This window comes from Paenibacillus diazotrophicus (genome assembly GCF_042610465.1).
In genome coordinates this window covers 711,220-733,294 of sequence record NZ_JBGJZN010000001.1, presented here as the reverse complement: position 1 = coordinate 733,294, position 22,075 = coordinate 711,220, and the positions used below count along the sequence as shown (strand labels likewise).

At 42.7% G+C, this 22,075-nt stretch carries 18 protein-coding genes and 2 pseudogenes; 9 read left to right on the top strand and 11 right to left on the bottom strand.

What is annotated here, in order from left to right; translation table 11 throughout:
- The first annotated feature begins 7 nt into the window (after positions 1 to 7).
- Positions 8 to 1,135, top strand: a complete 1,128-nt coding sequence (locus tag ACAN54_RS03290; protein ID WP_379152485.1) for an NAD(P)/FAD-dependent oxidoreductase — start codon at positions 8 to 10, stop codon at positions 1,133 to 1,135.
- 290 nt (positions 1,136 to 1,425) lie between these two features.
- Complete coding sequence (locus ACAN54_RS03285; protein ID WP_379152481.1) at positions 1,426 to 2,073, top strand: FusB/FusC family EF-G-binding protein; 648 nt, start codon at positions 1,426 to 1,428, stop codon at positions 2,071 to 2,073.
- 132 nt (positions 2,074 to 2,205) lie between these two features.
- On the opposite strand, the gene ACAN54_RS03280 is transcribed toward ACAN54_RS03285, so the two are convergent.
- Entirely contained in the window at positions 2,206 to 2,802 is a 597-nt protein-coding gene (locus tag ACAN54_RS03280) for a bifunctional transcriptional activator/DNA repair enzyme AdaA (protein WP_379152478.1), read from the bottom strand.
- Positions 2,803 to 2,979: 177 nt separating this feature from the next.
- Between ACAN54_RS03280 and ACAN54_RS03275 the strand changes: the two genes are divergently transcribed.
- Positions 2,980 to 3,744 (top strand): SDR family oxidoreductase, encoded by a 765-nt coding sequence (locus ACAN54_RS03275; protein WP_379152475.1) that lies wholly within the window; start codon positions 2,980 to 2,982, stop codon positions 3,742 to 3,744.
- Positions 3,745 to 3,909: 165 nt separating this feature from the next.
- Here the strand turns inward: ACAN54_RS03275 and ACAN54_RS03270 are convergent, their stop codons facing one another.
- The gene (locus ACAN54_RS03270; protein ID WP_379152472.1) at positions 3,910 to 4,470 is read right to left on the bottom strand and encodes a TetR/AcrR family transcriptional regulator; all 561 of its coding nucleotides are present in this window, start codon (positions 4,468 to 4,470) and stop codon (positions 3,910 to 3,912) included.
- 172 nt (positions 4,471 to 4,642) lie between these two features.
- Between ACAN54_RS03270 and ACAN54_RS03265 the strand changes: the two genes are divergently transcribed.
- The 5 genes from ACAN54_RS03265 to ACAN54_RS03245 all read left to right on the top strand — a co-directional run bounded on the left by ACAN54_RS03265 (position 4,643) and on the right by ACAN54_RS03245 (position 14,128).
- Complete coding sequence (locus tag ACAN54_RS03265) at positions 4,643 to 6,172, top strand: NAD-dependent epimerase/dehydratase family protein (RefSeq protein ID WP_379152469.1); 1,530 nt, start codon at positions 4,643 to 4,645, stop codon at positions 6,170 to 6,172.
- Between the two features lie 107 nt (positions 6,173 to 6,279).
- On the top strand, positions 6,280 to 7,485 hold the full coding sequence (locus tag ACAN54_RS03260) for a helix-turn-helix domain-containing protein (RefSeq protein ID WP_379152465.1): 1,206 nt from the start codon (positions 6,280 to 6,282) through the stop codon (positions 7,483 to 7,485).
- Positions 7,486 to 7,661: 176 nt separating this feature from the next.
- The gene (locus ACAN54_RS03255; protein WP_379152462.1) at positions 7,662 to 10,100 is read left to right on the top strand and encodes a glycoside hydrolase family 3 C-terminal domain-containing protein; all 2,439 of its coding nucleotides are present in this window, start codon (positions 7,662 to 7,664) and stop codon (positions 10,098 to 10,100) included.
- Between the two features lie 13 nt (positions 10,101 to 10,113).
- A complete protein-coding gene (locus tag ACAN54_RS03250; RefSeq protein ID WP_379152459.1) occupies positions 10,114 to 11,589 on the top strand; it encodes an MFS transporter in 1,476 nt (491 codons plus the stop codon).
- Positions 11,582 to 14,128 carry an alpha-L-rhamnosidase gene (locus ACAN54_RS03245; RefSeq protein ID WP_379152456.1) on the top strand — a complete coding sequence of 849 codons (2,547 nt, stop codon included), beginning with the start codon at positions 11,582 to 11,584 and terminating at the stop codon, positions 14,126 to 14,128. Before ACAN54_RS03250 ends, ACAN54_RS03245 begins: the two co-directional genes overlap by 8 nt.
- Before the next feature lie 544 nt (positions 14,129 to 14,672).
- Here ACAN54_RS03245 and ACAN54_RS03240 read toward each other — a convergent pair.
- From ACAN54_RS03240 to ACAN54_RS03200, 9 genes and pseudogenes are all read right to left on the bottom strand, one after another.
- Complete coding sequence (locus ACAN54_RS03240; protein WP_379152453.1) at positions 14,673 to 15,416, bottom strand: suppressor of fused domain protein; 744 nt, start codon at positions 15,414 to 15,416, stop codon at positions 14,673 to 14,675.
- A 1,387-nt stretch (positions 15,417 to 16,803) separates the two neighbouring features.
- Positions 16,804 to 17,550 (bottom strand): SDR family NAD(P)-dependent oxidoreductase, encoded by a 747-nt coding sequence (locus ACAN54_RS03235; protein WP_379152449.1) that lies wholly within the window; start codon positions 17,548 to 17,550, stop codon positions 16,804 to 16,806.
- Between the two features lie 281 nt (positions 17,551 to 17,831).
- Positions 17,832 to 18,179, bottom strand: coding sequence for a winged helix-turn-helix transcriptional regulator (locus ACAN54_RS03230; protein WP_379152446.1), 348 nt, complete (start codon positions 18,177 to 18,179; stop codon positions 17,832 to 17,834).
- A 778-nt stretch (positions 18,180 to 18,957) separates the two neighbouring features.
- A pseudogene (locus ACAN54_RS03225) lies at positions 18,958 to 19,177 on the bottom strand (tyrosine-type recombinase/integrase); the annotation flags it as partial.
- An 11-nt stretch (positions 19,178 to 19,188) separates the two neighbouring features.
- Positions 19,189 to 19,809 (bottom strand): NAD(P)-dependent oxidoreductase, encoded by a 621-nt coding sequence (locus ACAN54_RS03220; protein ID WP_379152443.1) that lies wholly within the window; start codon positions 19,807 to 19,809, stop codon positions 19,189 to 19,191.
- A gap of 89 nt (positions 19,810 to 19,898) precedes the next feature.
- Positions 19,899 to 20,039 (bottom strand): annotated as a pseudogene (locus ACAN54_RS03215) (family 1 glycosylhydrolase); the annotation flags it as partial.
- Positions 20,040 to 20,203: 164 nt separating this feature from the next.
- A complete protein-coding gene (locus ACAN54_RS03210; protein ID WP_379152440.1) occupies positions 20,204 to 20,392 on the bottom strand; it encodes a hypothetical protein in 189 nt (62 codons plus the stop codon).
- A gap of 208 nt (positions 20,393 to 20,600) precedes the next feature.
- Complete coding sequence (locus ACAN54_RS03205) at positions 20,601 to 20,762, bottom strand: four-helix bundle copper-binding protein (protein ID WP_489685736.1); 162 nt, start codon at positions 20,760 to 20,762, stop codon at positions 20,601 to 20,603.
- A gap of 33 nt (positions 20,763 to 20,795) precedes the next feature.
- Entirely contained in the window at positions 20,796 to 21,179 is a 384-nt protein-coding gene (locus ACAN54_RS03200; RefSeq protein WP_379152438.1) for a DUF302 domain-containing protein, read from the bottom strand.
- 243 nt (positions 21,180 to 21,422) lie between these two features.
- Here ACAN54_RS03200 and ACAN54_RS03195 point away from each other — a divergent pair, with 243 nt between their 5' ends.
- Entirely contained in the window at positions 21,423 to 21,893 is a 471-nt protein-coding gene (locus tag ACAN54_RS03195) for a ferritin family protein (protein ID WP_379154135.1), read from the top strand.
- Positions 21,894 to 22,075: the final 182 nt, after the last annotated feature.

Genomic DNA, 22,075 nt, shown 5'->3' with positions numbered 1-22,075 from the left:
GGGACTTATGAAGAAAGTTATCATCATCGGCTCAGGAATCCTTGGGGCGTCAACGGCCTATCATTTAGCTAAAATGGGAGCGGATATCCTTGTTGTCGACCACAAGGATAAGGGACAAGCAACCGATGCTGCCGCCGGCATTATCTGTCCTTGGCTGTCGCAGCGGCGTAATCAGGCTTGGTATCGACTCGCCAAAGCAGGTGCCGGTTACTACCCGGAGTTGATCACACAGCTTCGGGACGAAGGTGAGACAGATACCGGTTATGCCCGCGTTGGAGCTCTTAGTGTTCATCAGGACGTGATGAAAATCAAACAAATGGAGGAAAGGGCTAATCTGCGAAAGGTGGATGCACCTGAGATCGGAGATATTATACAGCTTAATGCAGCACGAACACGCGAGCTTTTTCCGGTACTGGAAGAGGGTTATTCTTCCGTTCATATCAGCGGCGCTGCCCGGGTTGACGGACGTGCTTTGCGCGATGCGCTCAATCAGTCTGCACAGCGAAACGGTGCCGTCTTTATGCATGGGGATGCCAAGCTGCAATACAGCGCACATCGTGTAACAGGCGTAGTTGTGGGTACACAAACCTACAATGCTGATGTTATCATCGTGTGCGCCGGAGCGTGGGCCCATCCGCTTTTGCAGCCGTTAGGCATCAATTTTAAAGTCCGTTATCAAAAAGCTCAAATCGTTCATTTAGAGATTCCAGATCATCAAGATACAGATCACTGGCCTGTAGTTATTCCGCCAAATGATCAGTATTTGCTGTCTATGGGTCAACAAAGGATTGTTATCGGTTCAACCCACGAAAATGAAGTCGCAGGCTACGATACAAGAATAACTGCCGGTGGAATTCAGGAGATTCTGAATAAAGGGTTAGACCTGGCGCCTGGTTTAGTGAATAGTACTTTTCTGGAGACAAGAGTAGGTTTCCGCCCTTTTACACCAGGATTTCTCCCTGTCATCGGGACAGTCCCCGGCTGGGAAGGTCTACTTGCAGCTAATGGACTTGGCGCATCCGGATTGACGATGGGTCCTTATGTAGGAAGGCAGCTGGCTAGAATGGCTCTGGGTATAGAAATGGAAATAGATATCAGCGAATATGACATCCGGAATGCAATGGATGAAGTCTGATGCTGTGTACGGATCATCTTAAATGGTGTCCTTCGGATGAATTGCACCATTCAGAATTCCCTGCTATACTTTTTTCGAAAGAACTTTTGTTCATCTGATAGGGGGTTATACTGATGGCAAAACCTAATTGCTCATTAGCTAGGAAGTCCTCATGCAAAGCCTAATTTAGGGGCGATACTTTGTGTGAGGGCGAGAGAATGGATCCGATCGCCCATACTTGACTTTATCGTTTCTAATAACGGGCTTTGCACCTTATGGTTTTTCCATTAAAAATAAGGGGCTGCAGAGCTATGAATACACCATTTATTAGAAACCATCAATATAACGTCATTAAGAAACAATCCGAATTTCTTCAAAAAACACTCCGATCCGTCGCGGATCAGAGCGTCCTAAAAACAGTAAGATATCGCACCGCTGTGAATATCATTGATGCGTTTCTTTCTCTGTCAACAGAGCAGGAACACATGCTGGAGCAAGTATCCGGTTTGGAGACAGCACATGAATTCCAGAGTTATCTTATTGCATTGGAACCCTATCTGGAACCTTTTCCACCGATTACACTGAAGCAGATCCAGAAGCTTTTTCCGAAGAATAAGAAGCTGAAGGTACCTGATCTGCAATCCATTGATTTTAGATATGTCACATATCTGAGCTGGGTTGACATTGCTACGAACAAACTATTTATGGTCTATCCATTCGAGGGACAATTCATCGGCATTGAAGGAAGAATCATGCCAACGCACAAGAAAGGGTATTGCATGTTCTGCAACCGGCATCAGGAGCTTGCGTTCATAACCGTCAAGACCAAGCCTGCAGGTGCTTTGCCCGATCAGTATTCTTCCATTGGCCAATACGTATGTCTAGACGGCCAGGCTTGCAATCAGAGTATTACCGGCACAAGCTCACTGGAGAAGTTCATTGTCTCTGTTCGTAAATAATCTAACGTACGGCTGCCTTTAAAGGCAGCCGTTTTTGATTTGGAATTTTTATTTTATAAAGATTAGGTTGCGACAAAATAATATTAGATGGACCGGAGCAGGTGATGGTTAAGCGAAGCTAGGCTTCTGGTGTTAAAGGGATTGCTCATAAGATAGATCCTCAGGGCTCAGCTTATCCGCATAGTATGCTCTGAATTCAGCCGGCGTTCGCGTCGTCAATCTCTTAAAGAGAGTTGTAAAATATGAAACACTGGAAAATCCGACATATTTTGAAATATCCGCGAACGACTTGTTCGTTTCCAGCATGTACTTTTGAGCTGTTTCTATTCTTTTTCTCTGAATATATTCCATAGGCGTCATATGCTTTATCCGCTTGAAAGTCCTCTGCAAATGATAGGGACTCCCATGGCACTGTTCAGCCAAAAGTTCCAGCGTGATCGTATCGGCAAAGTGCCTGTCGATATACCAGGTGATCTGGTCGACCCATTCTTCGTCAGGAAGTCGTTGTCCGCATGGTTTGCATCGTTTGCAAGGTCGGAAATTTTCCGCTAGTGCCTGCGACGCATCGAAGAAAATTCGGACATTCTCTTTTTTAGGAGGTCTTGACTTGCAAGAAGGTCTGCAGAAAATACCAGTCGTGCGAACCCCGTAAAAAAATGGATGCTCGTAATTTGCGTTATTGTCAAGTTCTTCCGTTAGTAGTGAACCCTCCTGAACTACATCATCCAACCGGCATCACCTCTAGCCTAAGTATACCCTTAATATCAGGATTCTGTAAGCAAATGGGAATGAAATAGCAAGATCGCACAAGCCGAGTATTGGCGAATGAGCGAGCAACATTGAGAAAGTCCGGGTATGGTACAACTGAAATGCAAAAACAAAATAAATCGTCAGGAGTTGGATAACATGAGTAAAATGCATAACAAAGTGGCTATTGTAACTGGAGGAAGTAGAGGAATCGGCCGGGCAATTGCACAGCGACTTGGACAAGAAGGTGCAACGGTCGTAGTGCATTACGCAACCAACCAGAGGGCTGCTATAGAGGTTGTGGAGGAAATTAATCGCAACGGAGGCTCAGCATTTTCCGCTTGCTCTGACCTTGGAACACTTAATGGAGTCCGAAGCCTTTACGCTACTGTTGAACAGGAGCTCATTGCACGGTTCGGCATGTTCAGTATTGATATTCTAGTCAACAATGCGGGGATGGGACTCACCTCTGCCATTGAAGATACGAAGGAGGAAGACTTTGATTCGCTGATGATGCTGAATGTAAAAGCGCCGTTCTTCATGATCCAGCAGGCACTGCCTCATTTACGAAGCGAAGGGCGTATCATTCAGATTTCTTCAGCCGTAACCCCCATTTCTTTGCCAGCTATCCCGGCCTATAGCATGTCGAAATCCGCTATTAACGTCCTGACACTTTCACTTGCCAATCAGCTTGGCCCGCGGGGTATTACAATTAACGCGATTGCTCCTGGATTTGTAGCCACCGATATGAATGCTGATATGCTGCAGAATGAGGAAAGTCGGGAGTTCGGTGCCAACTTCTCAATTTTCGGACGATGGGGTGAACCGAAGGATATCGCAGATATCGCTGCGTTCCTCGCTTCTCCAGATAGCAGTTGGATCACTGGACAGGTCATCGACGCAAGTGGAGGATCTTATTTGTAAATAAAGAGATTTATGAACATATATTGAAGCCATATCATTCAACCTATATATCTGAAAATATAGCAATCCAGAAGTGATCGGTCGGGACATGCAAAAAGATAGATAAGTAAGAAGCCTAGGGCTAATCTTGTTGAAGATCAGTTTTTTTTGTTGACCTATAGATACTTATTTCTCTTCTGATGATGTAATCGCCACTAAGGAATGGTCGGCCAAAGAGAAGATGAGCTCTGCCAGTTCATTACTGGAGATGACAAATCCTTCTTGTATCCATTCTTGTATGATCGCTAGGCTTCCATTGACCAGGTAAGAATAAGTATACCGTTTCAATCGTTCAGGTATGTTGAGTTGAAGCTGACTATCAATATTCTTGAGTATTTCATTCAGAAGGCGTTTGGGAAATAACACGTTTTCATTGGAGGTGAGGAGCATGACAGTGAATAGCTCCTCATCCTTTTTAATGTACTCTAAAAAAGTCTGAATATAAGTAATACCGCTGTCTCCAGCTTCAATTTTATCCAGATAGGCACTTGTATTATTAATAATCTCCTGTTCAACATTTTCAAGCAGGTCATAAGCATTGGCATAATGTAAGTAGAACGTGGAGCGATTGATGCCTGCTGAGGTGCACAATTCCTTAACACTAATTTGGCTTATATTTTTCTCTTTGAGTAAGCGGATCAAGCTCTGTTTCAGCAGTAGTTTGGTTAACCGTTCACGTTGATTCATGATCATTTCATCTCCAAAAAATAAAATTTCTAGATAATTAGACACTTTGCTCTCAGATGTCTAGATTCCATCAAAGCATAAAACAACTGATGGTTGTTAAATAGACACCGTGTCCGTAGTATGAAGGTAGGCGAATGACTTGTCAATAAACTTATGATGCAGGTGAACAATAATGAAGAAAAAACGAATCATGATTACGGGTGCAGCAGGCAATATGGGTGGAGAGACGTTAAAGCTGCTTATAAACGATCTGGCGAAATGCGAACTGCTGCTCTTTGATTTAGACAATCCTAACAGCCGTGAGAAGCTCCAGCCCTATGAAAGGCTGAACGGTGTGAAAATAGTCTATGGCAATTTGTTGGATCGCAACCTGGTGGATGAATGTGTGAAGGATGCCGACATTATCCTTCATATCGCTGCTTTTGTTTCTCCTGCGGCTGATGAGTTTCCCGATCGGGCCATGCAGATTAACTATGGTTCAGCGAAAAACATCATTGACTCCATTAAGAAAAGTGGTCGTGCTGATGTCACGCGCTTTGTAAATATCGGTACAATAGCAGAAACCGGTGACCGTATGCCGCCAATCCATTGGGGACGTGTGGGTGATCCTCTTAAGCCAAGTGTATATGATTACTATGCCGTTTCTAAAATCGCTGCCGAGCGTATGGTCATTGAATCTGGACTAAGCTATTGGGTGAGTCTCCGCCAAACGGGTATTATGGGCCCGGCGATGAGTAAGATTCAAGACCCGATTATGTTCCATAATTGTCTGGAAAATGTACTTGAGTACGTATCTGACCGGGATTCAGGACGATTAATGCGTAACCTGTGTATCCAGGATATCGACGGAGAGCTTGATAAAGCATTTTGGCAGCATATCTATAACATTGGCGGAGGAGAAAGCTGCCGGGTGAGTACACTTGAGATGTACCAAGTGCTGTACGGCAAGCTTGGCATTACCAATCTTGATCATGTCATCGACCCTAAATGGTATGCTACCAGGAATTTTCATGGACAATACTATCTGGATTCTGACAAGCTGGAGAATTATTTCCACTTTCGACAGGATACGATGGAGTACTTCTATCAGAGCTATCTCGATAATCTTGGCGCACTTGTTCCAGTAGCAAAAGTCATCACGAAGCTCCCGAGAGGGCAAAAATTAATGGGGGCTATGATTAAGCGTACAATGAAAAAACAAGCTGTGAAAGAACGTGGGACACTGCGTTTTATAGAGGATAATGATATTGAGAAAATCGATGCTTATTGGGGCAGTAAGAAAAATTGGGAGTCGATTCCGGGAAAACTATCCGAGATGAAGAAATTCACCGATTGGAACAAAGTTATCAAGCTTGACCATGGTTATGATGAGAATAAGCCTGCCTCACAATTAAATATTGAAGATATGAAAGAGGCTGCAACATTCCGCGGTGGTGAATGCCTGTCTACAGAGATGGCGACGGGAAATTGGACGAATAAGCTTGATTTCAAATGTGCATTCGGCCATACCTTTAGTGCCAGTCCCAAACTTGTTCTTGAGGGAGGACATTTCTGCCCTCAATGTGAACGTGAAAGCTGGAATTACAAAGAACGTGCTAAGCGTGAACCGTTCTTTGCTCAAGTATGGAACCCTATTCAAGGCAAGGATGATGGACGAGCATATAAAAAAATTGTATCTGAATTAGATATTGCAGGAGAATAGAGCGTTCTTGGTTAAAAAGCTTGTTCCTAGAGGGCAAGCTTTTTCTTTGTAAGCAAGCATAACGTAATTAACTAAGAACGCATACTAGTGATACAGGGGTGAACACCATGCTTATAAAAGATATTCATTTTCTAATGGATTCTTTCTATAATATTACTGGCTTACCAATAAGATATTATATAGACCAGCAACTTGTACGGGTGCTGCCCGATGTTCCGACATATTTAGACCCTGTGAGCAAAGCACTCCCTATTTTGGCCCAAGATGAGCATGCTGTGAGTTACTATGTTTCAGAAGACTTTCTATTCTACGGGAAGATTACTAATGTTGGTTCAGCGGGAGAGTTTATATTGGGGCCGGGCTACTACACGCCTTTAACAAAAAATCATCTTTCCAAGATTAGGATTCATTCTACAATTTCTTATCAACACAGCACAGCATTCTCTGAATTTATTACTAAAATACCCTTAATCTCTTTTGAAGGCTTTTTGAATTCGCTATGCATTTTTAACTTTGCTCTTACAAGGAAGAGAATAACTGTTGAGAAGCTACTGATGACCGGTAACCATTTCAACAGCTTTGAAGCAGACATTAAGAACAAGATGTCAAAAAACTTGTATGAAACAGAGACGGAACTTACCTTCCATAATACCTATACTCTCGAGCAACAAATCATTGAATTTGTGCGTACTGGAGATGTGGAAAGGCTTAAGGCTTTATTTGAAAATTCTGTACGTGGCAAAGGCGGCCTTGTTGCAAAGGATGCGCTGCGTCAGGAGAAAAATATTTTTATTGCCAGCGTCACTTTGGTTACCCGGGCGGCTATAGAAGGTGGCCTGGATATTGAAACGGCATATCATCTCAGCGATACTTATATTCAACAGTCAGAAAGCTTGTCCCGGCTTGACACTCTTTCATTCTTGCGGCAACAAATGATTTTTGATTTTGCCGAGAGAGTGGCGATGAACGAAATTCCTAAAAATGCTTCACTCATTACTATCGAATGTATTCAAAGTATTAAAAAAAATATAAACTCCATTATATTAGTTAGTAAGATTGCTTCTGACTTGGGTGTTAGTGCGTCCTATATATCCAGGAGGTTCAACGAGGATATGGGTATTAGTTTAAGCAGTTATATCCATAAGATAAAAATGGAGGAAGCTAAAAAGCTGCTGGCTTTTTCTGATAAACCTTTGAGTGAGATTAGTAATTATCTTTGCTTCTCCTCACAAAGCTATTTTCAAAATCAATTTAAAAAGTATACAGGAAAGACTCCTTTAAAATACAGGAATACTTTTAAAAATGGTACGTAGCCGCCTCAAATAATAAGCACATTAAAGCAATCAGTACCCGGAATAGATGTGGGTATTCGATTGCTTTTTTATTGTTAAAGAAAATGCTCGAAATTTGCAATCCAGTTCATAGATGTACAATACGTTCTCATGAAAATGTCGTAGACTGGGACAATAATTACTGCAAGGAGGAAACAATGAAAAGTAAGAAAAAGCTTCTTAATCTGTTGACAATTGAAGAAAAAGCGGCGCTCCTCGAAGGTATTGATTCCTGGAATACAAATGGAATACCTCGATTAGGTATACCGAAACTTTTTTTAACTGATGGTCCCCATGGGCTTCGAAAGGTTAGGAGTGCAGGCGGTGGATTCGCTGTCTCCGACAATGCTCACTCTACTGCGTTTCCGACCTCAGTTACGGTTGCCTCTTCTTGGAACCCGGAGTATGCAAAGAGAATGGGTGAAGCCATTGCTGAAGAATGTAATGCCGAGGAAGTGGATGTGTTGCTTGCACCGGGAGTTAATATCAAGCGCAGTCCGTTATGTGGACGAAACTTTGAGTATTATTCCGAAGATCCGTTTGTTTCAGGTAAGTTTGGCACGGCATTTGTACAGGGGGTTCAAAGTAGGGGAGTAGGCTGCAGTGTAAAGCATTTTGCAGCCAATTCAAATGAGAATTTCCGTTTTGTAGGTAACAGTATCGTTGATGAGCGTGCACTTAGAGAAATATATCTTCGTGCATTTGAAAGCGTTGTTAAAGAGGCGAGTCCGTATACTGTGATGTGTTCATATAATCAGTTGAATGGAGTATTTGCTTCTCAAAACAAGAAATTACTTTCTTCTATATTGAGAGATGAGTGGGGCTTTGAAGGCGTTGTATTGACAGACTGGGGGGCTACCTGTGACCGCGTAGAAGGTGTGCTGGCGGGTTGCGACCTCGACATGCCTGGTGGCGTGTGGCATAACCGAAAAACAGTCATTGAAGCAGCCAAAACCGGAAAATTACCTATGCATAAGCTGGATCAAGCAGTTGAAAGAATGCTGGGCCTTGTTGAACAATGTACTCCCAAGAAGCCCAAAGGCGAGGGTTATAATCCAGAGTCTCATGCACAGCTATCCTGTGAGATCGCCAAAGACAGTGCAGTGCTACTTAAAAATGACGGCACTCTGCCGTTAAGCGGAAAGGAAAACCTGCTTGTTGTCGGTGAGATGTTCGAAAAAATGCGTTATCAGGGAGCTGGTTCGTCACTGATCAATCCGCCCAAGGTCATTACCCCTATGAACGCGTTTGATGAACGCGGAGTTTCTTACATATATGAAAAGGGATTTCGCTGCTTTTATACGGAAAGGGACACTGCGTTGGAGCAAGCGGCGCTGGATGCCGCGAAGCAAGCAGACACCATTCTGTTCTTCGGGGGCCTTTCCGACTTTGAGGAGAGTGAAGGATTCGACCGGGAGCATATGAAGATGGGAGATAACCAGACAGAGTTATTAAACGCTCTTATCGCTACAAGAAAAAAAGTAATACTAGTCTTATTCGCCGGCGCACCTGTAGAACTGCCTTTCTTCGATAAGCTTTCTTCCATGCTAAATATGTATTTGCCGGGGATGTATGGAGGAGAAGCTGCAGCGGCCTTACTGTATGGGGAAGTTACACCTTCAGGGAAGCTTGCAGAAAGCTGGCCTATGCATAACAGCAGTACAAGCTGTTACGCTGATTATAACCGCAGTTCTATCTCAAATTACTATGAAAGTATTTATGTTGGATACCGCTTCTACGATAAGGCCGGTACCACACTGCGGTTCCCTTTCGGATACGGATTGTCATATACATCATTTCAATACAGCAATTTATCCTTTAGCCAGAGCGGTGAAACGATCACAGTGAAGACGGATGTGACAAATATCGGTGGGCGCAGCGGCTCCGAGGTCATACAGCTTTACGTGGAAAATAATCGAAGCAAGGTGTTTAAAGCAGATAAAGAGCTCCGTGCCTTCTCTAAAGTATTCTTGACAGAAGGAGAGACCAAAACGATTGAGCTGAAGTTTAACCAATCTGATTTATCTTACTGGAACGTTAAAGAGCAGCGGTGGGTTTTGGAGAATGGTACTTATGAAATTGCTGTGGCCGCCTCGGCAGTGGATATTCGTTTAAACGCATCTATAACAATAACCGGTGAGAAGGAAGCCGTAATTCCCTATTCGGCTGATATTATGGATGCTTACAATAAGCCGCCGCTCAGTATCCCTGCTGCCTTTGAGAAGCTGGTCGGATATCCTCTCCCAGTAGCAGTATCAAAGTCTAAATTAACAATCGAATCTACTCTGGCTGAGTTTAAGAGGACTTTGATGGGGCGCATCCTGTATACCGGAGTTATGCATGTCATACAAAAGGATTATAAAAAAGCGCAAGCTATGCCGGATTCACTGGAACGCGATACCCGAATGAAAAATTCTCATTTTGTCGTAAAAATGATGCCTTACAATTCAATCCGCTCCATGTGCATGTCATCAGGAGGGAAATTCACATACCAAACTGCGATCGGTTTTGCAGAACTGGCTAACGGGAACCTTATCAAAGGGCTGAAGACCCTTTTAAAAAAGGACAAGCCGCTTCCTCTTCCGGGTGAACAATAAGGAGTGAAAACAAATGAATCGTATGAAAGCGGTTTTTCAATCGAAGGCTATGAATTCCCGTGTAACCTCAGCGGATACTACTGCGAAAGAACGCTGGCTCGGTTATCTGATTGGTCCTTCCGGAGCGTTGTTGTTGAATGCTGTTCTGGCGGCTTATCTGAATGTTTATTACACAGATGTACTTGGTTTGACCTCCGTCGGCGGTGGAGTGTTCCTTGTTGCATTTCCGATCGTTTCAAAGATCCTTGACGCCATAGCAAATTTTGTTATGGGATATATTATTGACCGTACAAGAACAAGACAGGGAAAAGCACGGCCTTGGCTGTTATTATCTGCACCGCTAATGCTGGTTTCTGGTATACTGCTATTTCTTGTGCCACAAGCAGATACAAAAATACAGGTGATCTGGATTGTCCTATCCTACAATTTGTATTATTCAATTGCTTTCACGACTTATAATGTGGGCCATAATTTAATGGTGCCTCTTTCTACCCGTGATGGTATACAGCGCGGGAAATTGTCTGTATTCAGTCAGGTTTCAACGATTATGATGAGTGGAATAATTGTAGCCTTAATTTTTCCAATGACTATTCTGCCGCTTATCGGGGTTGATAAAAGCCGTTGGATCCTCGTGATGTGCGTTATTTCCATAGCAGTCTTACCACTTACTCTAATTGAATATTTTTTTACGAAGGAACGCGTGACGGCTGAGAGTACAGGCGGAAATATTGAGGATGGCGAGTCCAAGTTACCCTTTCGTACGCAGCTGAAGGCTATTGTTTCGGACCGGTATATGTTAATTATTCTGAGTTACTTCTTAATCTATACCTTTGGTGTCTGTCTGAAAAATCTGAGCCTGGTCTATTATTGCAACTATGTGCTAGGGACCTATAGTGATGGTGTTACACAGACGTTAATTTCTGTTGTAGGCGGAGTTCCGCTTGGCATTGGGATTTTTGCTGTATGGCCGTTAGCCAAAAAGTTTGGAAAAAGGAATGTAACCCTTATAGGTTTTGTTCTGGTTGGCATAGGTAGTGCCGTTTGCTGGGTATATCCGGCCAACATGCCAATCGTTCTGGCAGGGCAATTCATTAAGAATTTAGGCTTTCTGCCAAGCGCCTATATTTTTATGGCACTATTCGCAGACACACTAGACCATATGGAATGGAAAACCGGGTATCGTTGTGATGGAATTGCGATGTCTGTTTATACCACTATTGCCGTAACGATGGGTGGCTTATGTACAGGTATCTTCAACGGCATGTTATCTTTTGCGGGTTATGCAGCCCCCTTTTATAATCAAGCAGGTGATTTAGTTAGTACCCAGTCAGAATCTGTTCAGGACATGATCACCTTTGCTTTTGTGGGATTTGAAACCATTACCAGTATTATCTTAATTGGCTTGCTGATCTTCTTAAATGTGGAGAAGGGGCTGGGACTTAAACAGAAAGCAATGAAAGACCGCAGGGAGGAACAAAACAATGCTTAAAATAAACAAATTAAAAATAGAAAATATGGAACAAGGCTGTATCACGGATAGAAGTCCAAATATTTCATTTGCGCTCGATTCCGATGTGAAGGGTGAAAGCCTGTTAAGCGCAGTGATAACAATTGGGGACTGGAAATATGAAACCACAGATCAAATAAATAATGTTTATAGCGGAGAACTGAAGCCCTTTACTACGTATAGTGTTCATGTCACTGCAACAGGTACAAGCGGACAAACCGCTGATGCTGAGACATCTTTTGAAACTGGACGGTTGGGAGTTCTTTGGCAGGGGAAATGGATTACAGATGGAGGTTATGATTTTCCAAAAAAGGTTTCACCAGTTCCAATGACCTTCAAGCGTGCGTTCACAATAAGCAAGCCTGTGCGTCGTGCATGGATTAATGCTACAGCACTAGGTGTCTATGAACTGATGTTGAATGGCAGCAAGGTGGGGAGGGACTACTTTGCTCCAGGCTTCACTTCTTATGATCATCAAATACAATATCAAACGTATGACGTTAGCGGCTCACTCGGGACTGATAATAGGTTAATCGCTGTCGTAGCAGGTGGTTGGGCAGCCGGATCCTTCAATTACGTCCGGAAGAACAAGATCAATGCCGACCGGCAAGCGTTTCTATGCGAATTGCATATTGAGTATACCGACGGATCCTATGATGAAGTGGTTACAGATGAATCCTGGCAAGTCTCAGAAGAGGGTAACTACCGCATGGCCGAATGGTATGACGGAGAGACTTATGATGCCACTGTAGACTTGGAACGGATTGAATGGAAACAGACAACCTTGTCAGCTCCACGCAAGAATCCTCTTTTGTCGGCACAGTATGGAGATCCGGTCCGTGTTCAGGAAGTACTGAAGCCGATTTCCTGTACTCTTTCACCGAGCGGTGAAATGATCTATGATTTCGGTCAGAATTTTGCCGGAGTCATTTCGGCAAAACTGCTTGGCAAAAATCATCAAGAGGTTATCTTTCGTCATGCAGAGGTTCTTGTTGATGGGGAGTTATTCGTTAAATCGCTACGTACCGCGAAAGCGACAGCAACCTATATTTGCAAAGATGGTCCACAAACGTACTCTCCACGCCTAACCTATATGGGATTCCGTTATGTAGGTGTAAGAGGTATCCATGCCGAAGATTTGGAATTATCAGCGCTGGTGCTTCATTCCGATTTTGAAGAAATAAGTGAATTCGAATGCTCTAATGAATTAATTAATCAATTACACAGCAATATTCGTTGGGGAGGCAAATCTAACTTTGTTGATATTCCTACAGACTGCCCGCAGCGTGATGAACGTCAGGGGTGGACCGGTGATATTGCCGTATTTGCTCGGACTGCCTGTTACAATTTTGATTTAAGCCGGTTTCTGGACAAATGGCTGGCAGATATGCGGGCGGAGCAGGCACCAGGTGGAGGCCTTCCTATGGTTGTCCCCCGCGCAGGCGACCACTGGCCAAGAATGGCTACATCTGCTTGGGGAGACAGCTGCATTCTTGTACCTTGGGCAGAATACCTTGCCCGCGGCGACAAGCAGCTTTTGGAGCGGCAATATCCAACGATTAAGAAATTTTTAAAAGCGGCTAAGTGGTGGTCTGAACTTTTTTCGGTTACACCTAACAGCCGTCACGTCTGGCGTTTCCCGTTTCATTTTGGAGACTGGTGCGCACCTGACGAGACAGCCAGGCAGTGGCTAAAGAAAGGTAAGTGGGTCGGGACAGCTTATTTTGCCAACTCTTGCGGTTTGGCTGCCCAAATTGCTGACTTGCTTGGCTATGAAGAGGATGCCGTTTATTACCGGAAACTAAGATCTAGAATTATTGAAGCTTATCGCAAAATCTTTACTGATAGTAAAGGTAATTTAAAAAAAGAATTTCAGACCGCCTACGTCCTTCCACTTCATTTCAATATGACAGAAGGTAAAGAGACAGCCGTTATGGCGGAAAATCTTGTCCGGCTTGTTCGTGAGGCAGGCAACAAGCTGACCACTGGCTTTACAGGAACCCCTTATCTATTGTTTGCTCTATCAGACAATGGATATCCTGATAAAGCATACGAGCTGCTGCTTCAGGAGGGATGTCCGTCTTGGCTGTATGAGGTCAAAGCTGGAGGAACAACCATCTGGGAACGCTGGGATGCACTCCGCCCGGATGGAACAGTGAATATAGGTGATCTAAGCGGAAACAAATCAGATGAAGGATCCGGTGGAGGGATGGTCTCCTTCAATCATTATGCTAACGGTGCAGTGGGAGACTGGTTATACAGACGAATGGTTGGCCTTGAGCCAACCAGCGGGGGGTACAAGACCTTCCGGATTGCACCAGTCTTAGGAGGCGGAATTACGTCAGCAAAAGGAAGCATCCAGACACCTTATGGATATGCATCATCTGAGTGGAGTATTGAAGAAAACAGATTTGCTATTCATGTTCATGTACCCGTATCTACTGAATGCACACTTGTTATGCCAAATGGTGAGCAGCACAAACTGGAGAGCGGAAGTTTTGCCTTCACTTGTGAAATCTGAAGACTATTGTTATCGCTGTAAACTTTAACATTATAGATAAACTAACTTCGCCGCAGATTAGATCTAGCAGTTCTAACTGCGGCATTCCAAGGTTGACATGTAGTAGCGGTGAATCTCAATCTTACTATCAGTAACCAAAATAAAAAAATCATAGCTTTAAAAACAATGAACTTCAGTTTTCATTGATTGCTGTGGAGCTGCAGCAGTCACTATCTAATTATCAGCAAATGAGCTTACTGTCAGTGGACAAGAACATGGTACTATAGCCGATTTGATAATCATCTAAAACTAAGCCAAGCACGTAGAAAAGCTGATCTTAAGAGTTAGTGGGCTAGGGTAGTCGAATATTTTTAACGAGAATCGAAAAGGGGCTGTTTCTTATGAACAGAGCATTGCCGGAAGTCCAATTTTGGCGTAGTGACTGCTCTAATGCACTGGGGCTACACGTGGGATTTACATTCTAATAAAAAGGCTGAGCCCAAAGTCATATCCTTTACTTAGGCTCAGCCTTTTAAAGCTGTTTCAAACCCGTTAATCCGGGCAGTTATTTACAAGCGTTGCGTCTATTCCGATTCAGAACGAGGAAATCATCTGGAAGCTCGGACAGCTTGGCAACCAGTTCATCCATTCCGGACTCCAGTTTGAACTCCATTTCCTCCTGGTATAGCGGAACCAGGAAATAAACCTGAACCTGATTGCCATCTTTCGTATGGACTGTGCTAACCTCTTCCGGCAGAGCAAACAGGATCACTCCGGACAGCTCAGTGTTAGGCGCATATGGCTCGTAATCCCCAGTGTTGGGGATAGTATGGCCGTATCCAAGCCACGACTGATACATATGCGGGAATCGGGCAAGCATCTTCATCAGCCGGATTGGCCAGTAGTTCTCCTCCGATTCAAAATCCTTCTGCGTAAGCGGCCAGTCCGCCGGCAAAAACATCATCAGCTCCGCGCGTTCAAGATGCTTGTACTCTTTACGAATTTCCTGTGGGAGTGTCATCGGCAGATCGCTCATTCCATTGGTGTACAGCACTCTGTATGGCTCATCATGTGTAGCTTCCATAATATTCACGTCAATATGTACGATGTCTGAAATCAGTTCATGGAACACGCCGGTTTCTCGGTTTGGAAAGACTCTATTAAAATGTTCGTTTAAATCTTCCATGTACAAAATTTTGGAGGGAGGTGTAACCTGCCGCTCATCCGGAGCGTCATAGCCATAAATTGTGGTACCGTCTTCCGATTTGCCCATTTCATTGCCGCCAAACAGTTTTTTGAAAAAGTTCATGTCTTTGAGCTCCTCTGTGTGGGTTTTAAATTAAAGTGCGAAATGAAGTATGCTACGATTATATTCCTGATTCTAGATTATAGATTGTTTGAAACCTCACTTGGAAGTATAACAAAGGCATAGCCCAGGAGCGATGGGTCTATCGATTCGAATTACATTGGATATCCATGCAAAATGGGATATCTTGACTTGATCAGGAGCCGTAAATCATCTCGATTACTAGAGAATGGTGGTCTTTAGGTCCACAACTGCAGGGGTAGTAATGCCAAAAGGGAGAAAAGCCCATATTATCTTGCCGAACAGCAGATCTTGGACTTGGCGAGCATGAATTTCAGTGGAGAATGGGGGATTGGCCAAAAAAACCGTCGTTTTCCATGACTTGAGAATCATAACTTATGAACTCTGTTTCAAGCGCTTCCACCGATTTTGCGAATCGCTGCTTAATTCAATTCGCCGCTGTACCTGCTTCATAAACAAGTTGTGATATCGCAATAAAGATTCAAAGCTGGAACTGCAAAATTGCAGCCGATAGAGGGTGTCTTCTTGATGAATATATGTTACGGTACCGCTCTCATGATCGGTCGCATATATAGTATATAGATCAGCGAACTGTGTTATTTTAATGATAAATACGCTAGGTAGGTAGCATCAAGAAGTTTGTGTAAGAGAGCAAAAAGTAGCTTCTCAGGTGTTTGTTAATAGATATTGATGTTTTTTTGGGGAGGGGAAGCCCCTCCCTGTTAACTGGTGTAAAACAATTTTAAAGACTGAACGTTTTTATAGTTCTGATACTGGAAGTAGTGGTGTGCCGCGAGATGAAGGACGATATGGATATGAGCTGCTTACAATATGTTCTAGTAGCAAGGAAAAAGGGTAAATAAGGTTATATTGGAAATTAAAGAACGATAGTCATATTGATTTAGTCTATTATTTATTATGACTGTCTAAAATATGCCGACGATATTTTACAGCATGGCAAGAAACATACGGATTGGGATAAGATCCTCATAAGCACAAAAACTAAATATAGAATTGCTTTTAAATATACTCGGAGTTGTGGGATACAGTTCAAAGGAAAATGTGAGCAATCAGGCAAAACAGCTTTCAAAATATTTAGCTGAACAGCTAGAGAAGTATAGACAATTAATCATGAATCAGAAAAGGAAACTAATTTATATACCACTTATTCACAAAACCCGTATTTTGTACATATGTATATATGTTGTGATTTAGTCTCTTGCGTGTGTTGAGTCATCAGAAGCTGGACAAGACCATCGTCCCTTGTGGGACAAGAACTTGATCCCATTACCGATAAATCCCCTATTTTGGTCACAAAAAAACAACTTCAAATAAAAAGGCCGCTGATTAAGCGGCCTTTAACGAATGCTTAGATTTGTGCCAATCCACCATCTACGAATAGTTCGATGCCGTTGACATAGCTGCTTTCCTCCGAGGCAAGGAACATCACTGCACTGGCGATCTCCTCAGCTTTACCAAGGCGGCTCATTGGAACGGTATCCTTAGCGGATTCAAGGACTTGATCCAACGCCTCTCCAAACAAATCGTCGTAAGCCGGCGTATGGATCATTCCTGGGCTCAGTACATTAATTCGTATTCCGGTCCCCTTTAAGTCCGTAATCCAGTTTCTCGCCATCTGGCGGAGCGCCGCTTTGGTTCCTCCGTACACGCTAAACCCTGCATCGCCGATCGTAGATGCCGTTGAACCCGTAAGAATGATGGAACCAGTCTGGTCCGGAAACAGCGGCAGAGCCTTCTGGATGGTGAACAGAGTACCCTTTACGTTTACATCGAATGTAATCTGGTATTGCTCTTCTGTAATATGGCCCAAGGGCAGGAAGCTGCCAAGTCCGGCATTAGCGAAAAGAATGTCCAGATGCCCTTTCTCCTGTCTCACCGTTTCAAATAGTTTGTCTAGATCGTTTAGATTTGATATGTCACCTTGAACGCCAGTGACCCGTTCCCCAATCAATTTCACCGCTGTGTCCAGCTCGTTTTGTCTGCGTCCAGTTATGAAAACATGCGCGCCTTCCTCCACGAAACGCTGTGCCGTTGCAAGTCCGATACCGCTTGTCCCTCCCGTGACGACCACGACCTTACCATTGAATTTCCCCATAATTTCTGTCCTCTCCCTCTTGAGGCCGTATGGCCTATATTAGTACCGCTATAGTAACCAAACTATAACAACGCAGCGATTTTACTTGTGTAAGATGTAATTCCACCTTACAAGTGACATTATGTATCAAACATATCTAAAAAAGAAGTACGTACTTTTTTGTTATATAGTAACTAAAATGAAACAATTGTAAGGATGTTGGGCTAAATCTCTTCTATAGCCGTTTATATAAACGAAAACCCCAAGCATGATATCCCTGGGGTTTTCGTTTTATACTATTTTTAATCCGTGTGCAAAATTTCGAACTCATCCTGTGCGAATGTTTCCTCTGCATATTTTCCACCCCAGTTGCAAAGAGCTTTCAAAATAGATTCAAGAGATTGACCAAGTTCAGTAGTTGAATATTCGACTTTCGGGGGGACTTGATTATACACTTTTCTATGTATCAGTCCACTCGTTTCCAGGTCTCGAAGCGTTTGAATAAGCATTTTTTGAGTAATACCTGGTATCTGTCTCTTTAACTCGCTCGTGCGCTTTGGACCTTTAATCAAATAATACAAAACAAGCCCCTTCCACTTCCCTCCGATAATGTCCAACGTAACCTCAAGGTCACAATAATATGTTTTCATATTAGTAATAACAGCCCCCGGTTCTATTTATTACTTTATAGATACTATATAATTAAAAAGCATGTACACTATTAATTACCACTCCAATTCATGATAGCATTTGTTGATGCTTAAGAACAATTCTAAAACAGTTATATATTCAGATCATACAGTAGCCTGAAGGATAACCTCGACAGCTTCCTTACGACGCGCCCTCATAGCCTTTGCTCCAAAACACGCAAGGTGCTGGGTCATTCAGGCAGGTTCTCAGCAACAATTTGGGCAATCGTTTTATCAGACGCATTGTATTTTGACAAAAGATGAAATGGAGGTAAAGGCATTAGTGCCCTTACCTCCTTACTATTTTGCCCCTTCTATTTACATTTACTGCTTCTTGGATAGGTCTCTTAATAACCTCTATTTTACCATAGCTGGTTTACCTGATTAAATTGCCTCTTCCAGTGAGTGGTTAAATGGCAAGGAGAGAACGGCCGACTGTAAATGCCTTTCCCTGGGAGGAGACGAAACATCTCCAAATCAAGCGCAGGCTCACTGGGAAACCAGAAGAATAAAGAAGTTACGCTGCCTGACGTATAGGAACCGGTCCACATCCCTGGTTTAGCCTCAATCATATTCTGCTTCAGGAGTTCCTACGGAGTCAAAGAATTGTTTTCGATTAGAGATACCAGAAAAACGCGGTTAAAACCGGCTAAAGGCAATTGCAAAGAGTCTGCAAGCGATAAGACTGCAGGAAGTTGGACCGGTTGGCGACAGTTGCACCATTGAGGACAGGTAACTTTATGTCAATATTCTCAATATGATAACGTGTGGCAAATGAATGCCTCAAAGAATGAACCGTCAAAGCCGGCTTTCCAAAGACTTTTGCATATTTCTCAACAAGTTTTTCTATAGAACGTTGTGTTAAACGTCTATTTTTACCTTTGCGTCCTACAGGTGCTGCAATAAACAAAATCTTTCATTTTTTCTTAGGTATATCTTCTTTCCCTTATCTGCAGGTAATTCTCAATAATTAGTAAGAAATTCCTACCCGAGACTTGATATAAGAGTCATCTTTAACTTGATTGTACGTGAATTCTGCTGTATCCCTTACGGATATTTCAGTGCCACCTTCAGGTAGAAAATCACGCTCTACACGGTATACACCTACGTGTACTCCATCTGGTAAATATGTGGGACACACTATCGTCCATTCCAGTATTGAATCTTGAAGCATCAAATATACTCGATGATGTTCTCCTGCAGCATGGGTGGATTTACGCCTGGATTCACTGGATTGATATCTTAGAACACTCGGAGATTGTCTACTTTGCAGAATACCAGCTGTTCCTAAAGTAATGATTCGTTTTATTCCTTCTTCACGCATTGCATCAATGATCAACGGCATACTTGCGGATAGCGTATTGGTCCCATCTGTGTTCAGTGCACTAATAACGACATCAGCTCCATGGATAGCACGCATAATATCCTCTCGATTCAATACATTACCTTGAATGATTGTTAAATTTTTATTATGAGTCTGGCATTTTTCCGGATTACGAACCAGTACAGTTACATGGTGTTGATCCTTAAGCGCATTGGCCACGATATGACTGCCAACACGTCCGGTTGCACCTAATACTAAAATTTGCATAAATAACTAATCCACCTCCAAGTACTGCAATGTTCCATCTAATATCTTTTTTTCAGTTGGGCGGTTGTTGCGCTAACAAGATCAATTCAATTCCAAGTCGTATACCCCATCAGTTCAACGCCATCTTGAATTGCCTCAGCGATTTGAATCAAATGATGCTTGAGATAATCGATTCGGTAATCATCTTCCACTGTTTTTTCACCGTTGTTATCCGTAAACAATTGATCCACTCATTGAAACATAATTTGCTTTCCCTTGATAGCAGAGAAGGAACATCCGTATTTTTGCGTCAACTTGTTAAAGACGATACTTTTGTCTGGAGCTGCCATTTCAAAACCTCTATGTGTCGTATTTCCCCACATCATAACATATGAGTACTTTCAAACGTCATTCATTATACAGTTAAGTCATCAAGCTCTTTTTTCAGACGTTCATTTAGAACCATTAATTCAAAGTAATCGGAATGGAGATTCCAGTCGGATTCTGCCATCTTAGAACAGGAATTCTTTTTTTCGTTTTTCCCAAGCACCATAGACCCCAAACTCAACGGAACCACCAACATACGTACCCAAGACCAAGCCATATTTCTTCCTCCTTTTTAGTAAGATTTCTACCATTTGTCTTTATTATAAAAGGAAGTTATGTAGTTAAAATGTTGAAACTGTACGTTTTTGATGAAGCTACAAAAAATTCAGGAATCACAGTTACCTGCTCATACAAACAAGCTGACAACCGTTTCAGAGCGGTATGTCAGCTTGTTTATTGATTCCTTTTAGGTTTAGAATCCAGATTTACGAAGCCATTTTACGGCATTCATCTGCACATTTGCGGCAATACTCAGCACATGCCTGGCAGAGTGCGTCTTGGAACTTTGCACATTCTGTAGCACAATCGTCGCATATCTTTGCAAAGACTTGGAAAAAATCTTTTACATACATACTTCCTCTAGCCATCTATTACATTACTTAGGACTCTAATCCCTTAAGTTATCGACTCTTGTCGATACAAGCAACAAGCCGGTTCTCAATATCTGAAGCAATAGCCATCAATTTATCGGTTGGAATCATACTAATGAGCGACGTAGGTTTTGGCATCCCGATCTTAGTTTTCCCATTCTCTTCATAGACGGCAATCTTGCATGGGAGAAAATAACCGACCAGTATGTTTTCGGATAATACCCGTTTCGCTTCATTCGGATTACATACTTCAAGAATATGGTATGCCATATCTAATTCAACTCCTTTTTCATGAAGCTTGCTCTTCATATCAAGCTCCCAAAGGACGCCAAATTTATCCTCTTTCAAATGTTCAGTAAGTTCCGCTATCGCCTCTTCAGGGGTCTTTGAGGTTTCAACCGTATAATGGAACATGACTATTCAACCTCCATATTTTCGTGATAAATGTTTCTTTTCCTCATATCCTTACCCTAGATACCTTCGGCTAAACAAAATAAAGGATATCAACATGTCAGTTTTCCATTACAGGTACAGATACCCACTCACTACTTCCGCTACAGCGCATCAGGAGAATTTAATGGATCTAGGCTCAAATGACGATGGCACAGCATAAGGTAAGGTATATGTAAATTTATGGAGGAGATGTTAGTGTATCAAATGGGTTATGCAGACGGATTGAGGGCTATGGGCGGACAAATGGGGCAAATGGGTATGCAAGGAGGAATGGCATTTACCGATACATTTCTTATCCCTGATATCTCTAAAGCAATTGTTGGTGAGGTTCATGCCTATCGATATTATCAAAGGTTAGCTGAATTAGCACCGAATGAACAGTACCGGCAGACAATTTTACGTATCCAGAGGGATGAATTCAAGCATTATCATTGGTTTACCATGATTCTAAACCACCTGGGGGGACAACAACCGCAAATACCTGCCGGTAAGATGCCTGTGACATTCCAAGAAGGCGTCAGAACCGCAATTCACGATGAATTAGAAACGGCAGCGTTCTATCAAGAAATTGCCTATAGAGCAACTAATCACCCGATTAATATGCATTTTATGCACGCCATGCATGACGAACAGCGTCATGCCTCATTATTTCAATTGATGCTAAGTAGCTTATAAGCTAAGACTCGTCCTTGCCATCTAGTGCACCATAGACGGCAGGGTTTTTCAAGTAAAACGCTATTCTGTTTGGCTTACTCAAAATAGAAACAAGCTGATAACCGGTACATAACGGGATGTCAGCTCATTTCTAATAATATTCAACTTAATGGAATTAATTCGGCTGTCTGTACTGCAACTTT

Coding starts and splice junctions, on each gene's coding strand:
- ACAN54_RS03290 (WP_379152485.1), top strand. CDS start 8: ATGAAGAAAGTTATCATCATCGGCTCAGGAATCCTTGGGGCGTCAACG.
- ACAN54_RS03285 (WP_379152481.1), top strand. CDS start 1,426: ATGAATACACCATTTATTAGAAACCATCAATATAACGTCATTAAGAAA.
- ACAN54_RS03275 (WP_379152475.1), top strand. CDS start 2,980: ATGAGTAAAATGCATAACAAAGTGGCTATTGTAACTGGAGGAAGTAGA.
- ACAN54_RS03270 (WP_379152472.1), bottom strand. CDS start 4,470: ATGAATCAACGTGAACGGTTAACCAAACTACTGCTGAAACAGAGCTTG.
- ACAN54_RS03265 (WP_379152469.1), top strand. CDS start 4,643: ATGAAGAAAAAACGAATCATGATTACGGGTGCAGCAGGCAATATGGGT.
- ACAN54_RS03260 (WP_379152465.1), top strand. CDS start 6,280: ATGCTTATAAAAGATATTCATTTTCTAATGGATTCTTTCTATAATATT.
- ACAN54_RS03255 (WP_379152462.1), top strand. CDS start 7,662: ATGAAAAGTAAGAAAAAGCTTCTTAATCTGTTGACAATTGAAGAAAAA.
- ACAN54_RS03250 (WP_379152459.1), top strand. CDS start 10,114: ATGAATCGTATGAAAGCGGTTTTTCAATCGAAGGCTATGAATTCCCGT.
- ACAN54_RS03245 (WP_379152456.1), top strand. CDS start 11,582: ATGCTTAAAATAAACAAATTAAAAATAGAAAATATGGAACAAGGCTGT.
- ACAN54_RS03240 (WP_379152453.1), bottom strand. CDS start 15,416: ATGAACTTTTTCAAAAAACTGTTTGGCGGCAATGAAATGGGCAAATCG.
- ACAN54_RS03235 (WP_379152449.1), bottom strand. CDS start 17,550: ATGGGGAAATTCAATGGTAAGGTCGTGGTCGTCACGGGAGGGACAAGC.
- ACAN54_RS03230 (WP_379152446.1), bottom strand. CDS start 18,179: ATGAAAACATATTATTGTGACCTTGAGGTTACGTTGGACATTATCGGA.
- ACAN54_RS03220 (WP_379152443.1), bottom strand. CDS start 19,809: ATGCAAATTTTAGTATTAGGTGCAACCGGACGTGTTGGCAGTCATATC.
- ACAN54_RS03210 (WP_379152440.1), bottom strand. CDS start 20,392: ATGGCTTGGTCTTGGGTACGTATGTTGGTGGTTCCGTTGAGTTTGGGG.
- ACAN54_RS03205 (WP_489685736.1), bottom strand. CDS start 20,762: ATGGCTAGAGGAAGTATGTATGTAAAAGATTTTTTCCAAGTCTTTGCA.
- ACAN54_RS03200 (WP_379152438.1), bottom strand. CDS start 21,179: ATGTTCCATTATACGGTTGAAACCTCAAAGACCCCTGAAGAGGCGATA.
- ACAN54_RS03195 (WP_379154135.1), top strand. CDS start 21,423: ATGGGTTATGCAGACGGATTGAGGGCTATGGGCGGACAAATGGGGCAA.